Source organism: Devosia elaeis, from assembly GCF_001650025.1.
In the GTDB taxonomy this organism is placed as follows: Bacteria; Pseudomonadota; Alphaproteobacteria; order Rhizobiales; family Devosiaceae; genus Devosia; species Devosia elaeis.
On sequence record NZ_LVVY01000104.1, the window covers coordinates 1 to 3,370 of the forward strand.

Consider the following 3,370-nt stretch of genomic DNA (forward strand, 5'->3'; position numbering starts at 1 on the left):
CCAACCGCCAGCTGTCCGGCGAAATGGGGTCCACTCCATCGCGGGAGACGGAGGAAGCCTCTCAGATGTCTCCCTACGTGATCATACTGCGCTCAGAGTCAGCGAGGATCAGTTTCAAGCACTCGCGGACGCCATGCCGGAATTCTGGCGCGAGCTCCCCGAAAATGTATTCGATTCCAGCATCTCGGTTGTGCCACCGTGGTTTGAAAAAGCGATCCTGAAGGATCGGGCTGCTATCACGCCTGCGGTGCCACGGGTGTAGACCCCTAGATCCTGAACTCGAGCGCCAGCGCTAAGGAACATTCGGCTTTGGCGTCAGATCGTTCAGGTCGACGACTAGGTGCGGATTGAAGCCGTGCCGGTTCTCGTTCCTATACCCGTGCGGATTTGCAATCACCCGCGTCGAGCCGATATTGTAGTCGAAACTCGAATGCGTGTGGCCGTGCAGCCAAAGAGCTGGCTGGTGCTTCTCAATCAGCCATTCCAATCTGCTCACATATGCTGCCGTGAGTCCGACGTTGGCATATTGAGGAGCGATGCTGCCCCGGGCGGGTGCATGGTGGCTCAAGACCACGGTTTGGCCGTCAAATCGCTGACTGAGCACTTCGTCGAGGAAGGCGACGGACTTTTTGTGGATCTCGCGGGCGTGCTGCGGGATGAATGGGCGGGAGCTGCTGTCGACAAGTCGGATCTTGCGATGGTCATTTAGGCCGAAGCGGGCCGTTGCCATGTAGCTGTCGAGAACGAGCGGATCTTCGTCGGCATTGAAAAGCGAATAGTCCGTCCACAACGTGCAGCCGACGAAACGCACCGAGCCGATCGTCCACACCATGTCATCGAGGACGTGCACATCGGATTGGACCGCGGCGCGGCCGGCCTCGATGCGCTCCCGCTCGATCGATGACCGATAGAATTCATGATTGCCGAGCACACTGCAGACCCCGTGGCGAGCGTGTGGAGCGATGAATTCCTGCAAATACTCGACATGGGCCCGCCCGCCTCGCGTGATGTCGCCGGCGGCAAGGCAAAGGTCGACATCGGGCGGCGGGCCATAGTAGTTTGCGTTGTATGGCGCGATCTCGTCGTGCAGATCTGACAACAACCACAGTCTCATGGCTTCACCTCGATCGCTTCGACGTCATCGCCCTTGCGCCCGACGACGAAGTCCGGGGATTCCACGCCGACGAAATCGAGATTCGGCAGCAGGTCCATGCGCGCGCGAATCTCGGAGAGGGTCAGTGGGACGTAGCCTTGGTTGTCAACGCCAACGTCCCAACTGCGATTCGACGACGGCAGGTTCGAGTGCGTGTGGCCGTGGAAATGGATGGCGCCGCGGAAGAACTCTGGCCATTCACGCATCGGATAATGCGACAGAGCAACCTTGGTGTCGGACGACTTTTCATGCCCGATCACAACACCCATGTAGATCTGGTCCCACTTGAGCTTCATCACGGGCTCGGGGTCATGATTGCCGATCAGCAGCCTCTTGCGGCCTCGGAGCTGGTCGAAAATGACGGCGTACTCTTGCTGCGGCTGCTTCCACCAGCTGAAGTCGCCCAAGTGCCACACGACGGTGTCATCGTCGACCACTGCATTCCAGCTCTCGATCATGTGCTGATTCATCTCGTCGACGGTGTCGAACGGACGAGCGCACTGAGTGAGCATGCTCTGATGTGAGAAGTGGGTGTCAGCGATAAAGCGATCGCTAGGGCGGATTTCGAGAGCGCGGCGCCTGGCCATTATGGATGTCTCCTGTGAGACCAAGGGTATGCCCCGGAACTCAGCAAGGCACACGTGCTAGATTTCGCGGTATTGCCGCAGGCCGGCCGGCACTCGTTCGAGTCCGATCTTCCGCAGGATCGACGGCGGCACGGGTTTGTCGCCGGTTCCGTTGACGGCGGCGTGCAGCGTCTGTCTGCTGATGCCCCACGCTTTCGCGGCGGCGGCGGCCGTGGGAAATTTGGCGATCTCGCGCATCAGCCGAGGATGCAGCGTCAGGTCGTTGTAGACGACCGGCTGCTGGCGCAGGCTGTCGAGCGCAGTCTTGATGTCGACGCGCAGCCCCTCGAAATCGGGATCGCCCCACTTGGCGTTCTGGATACCGTCGATTTCGTGCAGCGCGCGTTCGAGGGCCTTGATGGCGGTGGTGTTCATGACCTTGGCCTCCAATCGACGATGCCCAGCCGCCCACGAAATTCCTCTATCAGCGCGACCGACACCTTCAATTCGGCGGCGGCTTCATCGGACGACATCGACAAGAGCTTCGCGCGGAGATCGTCGTATGTGAACGCCGTCATGATGGAGACTTCCCGACGTCGACGTTCCTCCGCGGTATCTGGCTCAGACTTCGTTGCGGGCACGATCTCGAAACCGGCAGCGGTGAGCGCCGACGCTATCTGGTGGGCAGTGTAGGCATCCACGCCGAAAGCATCGACGTCGTACGTCATGTGCTCCTCGAGCGCGGTCAGCAGTGCCGCCTCGGCTGGCGTCGGCTGATAGTTGCGCCGAAGCTCCTCACGACGCTTATTCTTTGCGTCCAGCTCGCCTTGCGTCATCTCGATATAGATCGGATAGCCATCCTCATCCCGTTTGCTGGTGAGGATTTTTAAGATGGTGTCCGGGGATTTCATGACCGGTCTCCCTTCCCCAACCAGCCGCCATCCGGGTCACCAGCGTCATCGATCTGGATGTGCCCGCCGCGAGGCCGGTGTTCGCGCACGTGATCTCCGATCGGATCGAACGACATCGCCCGAGCGAGCTTCTGTGCCGCCAGCCACTTCCGTGCGACTGGGCTTGCGCGGAGCTTCTCGACCATGGCAAGCATCTCGGCCCGCGTCGGTTCTGGGGGCGTCTTCAATGTGACAGTCGTCGTCATGGCGTCGCGACCGGCCGGCCGCGCATCGATCTCCATGCGCGAGATCACGTAGGTAGGATTGACGGGATCGTTGAGCGCATCTGCCTTCGAGCGGTTCTTCGCGGCGGCCTCGACGGCATATGCGAAGTCGCGGAAATCCTCGATGGCGTCGAGGAGCTGCGACGTCGGGAGACGCATGGCGGCGGTGTTCAGGTGGCGGCGTGGTGTCGGGACCATTATGCTACTCCCCAGCTCATCGTGATCTCATGGGTGGTTTGCACTTCCCGGTTTCGGGATCGATCCGGGTCCTTACTCCCTCGGGGAACGCTACAATCTGCACCCGACCTCGACCGTCGACACGGTAATGGACGCCTTCGATCCAATCGACGTTCTCGACAGGCGAGTAGAGTGCAACGGTCTTCTGTTGGTGGCGTGGTGTACGGACCATCAGAGTGCTCCCATGATGATGGCTGCTGTGTGTCCGGCGTCAGCACTGATGGGACCAAATCGGCTTAA

Annotated in this window: 5 protein-coding genes and 1 pseudogene; 1 reads left to right on the plus strand and 5 read right to left on the minus strand. The window is 60.4% G+C overall.

The window, feature by feature from the left end:
- A pseudogene (locus tag A3840_RS19885) lies at positions 1 to 262 on the plus strand (hypothetical protein); the annotation flags it as partial.
- Between the two features lie 30 nt (positions 263 to 292).
- Here the strand turns inward: A3840_RS19885 and A3840_RS14215 are convergent.
- From A3840_RS14215 to A3840_RS14235, 5 genes are read right to left on the minus strand one after another with little or no spacing between them, the layout of a single operon-like run.
- Positions 293 to 1,114 (minus strand): metallophosphoesterase, encoded by an 822-nt coding sequence (locus A3840_RS14215; RefSeq protein ID WP_067458108.1) that lies wholly within the window; start codon positions 1,112 to 1,114, stop codon positions 293 to 295.
- Complete coding sequence (locus A3840_RS14220) at positions 1,111 to 1,740, minus strand: metallophosphoesterase (protein ID WP_067458111.1); 630 nt, start codon at positions 1,738 to 1,740, stop codon at positions 1,111 to 1,113. The genes A3840_RS14215 and A3840_RS14220 overlap by 4 nt, the downstream gene beginning before the upstream one ends.
- 57 nt (positions 1,741 to 1,797) lie before the next feature.
- Complete coding sequence (locus A3840_RS14225; RefSeq protein WP_131798337.1) at positions 1,798 to 2,154, minus strand: hypothetical protein; 357 nt, start codon at positions 2,152 to 2,154, stop codon at positions 1,798 to 1,800.
- The gene (locus A3840_RS14230; protein WP_067458117.1) at positions 2,151 to 2,630 is read right to left on the minus strand and encodes a hypothetical protein; all 480 of its coding nucleotides are present in this window, start codon (positions 2,628 to 2,630) and stop codon (positions 2,151 to 2,153) included. The genes A3840_RS14225 and A3840_RS14230 overlap by 4 nt, the downstream gene beginning before the upstream one ends.
- Positions 2,627 to 3,091, minus strand: a complete 465-nt coding sequence (locus A3840_RS14235; protein ID WP_067458120.1) for a hypothetical protein — start codon at positions 3,089 to 3,091, stop codon at positions 2,627 to 2,629. The genes A3840_RS14230 and A3840_RS14235 overlap by 4 nt, the downstream gene beginning before the upstream one ends.
- Positions 3,092 to 3,370: the final 279 nt, after the last annotated feature.

Excerpts from the sequence above, each read along its gene's own strand:
- A3840_RS14215 (WP_067458108.1), bottom strand. The coding sequence starts at position 1,114 with ATGAGACTGTGGTTGTTGTCAGATCTGCACGACGAGATCGCGCCATAC.
- A3840_RS14220 (WP_067458111.1), bottom strand. The coding sequence starts at position 1,740 with ATGGCCAGGCGCCGCGCTCTCGAAATCCGCCCTAGCGATCGCTTTATC.
- A3840_RS14225 (WP_131798337.1), bottom strand. The coding sequence starts at position 2,154 with ATGAACACCACCGCCATCAAGGCCCTCGAACGCGCGCTGCACGAAATC.
- A3840_RS14230 (WP_067458117.1), bottom strand. The coding sequence starts at position 2,630 with ATGAAATCCCCGGACACCATCTTAAAAATCCTCACCAGCAAACGGGAT.
- A3840_RS14235 (WP_067458120.1), bottom strand. The coding sequence starts at position 3,091 with ATGGTCCCGACACCACGCCGCCACCTGAACACCGCCGCCATGCGTCTC.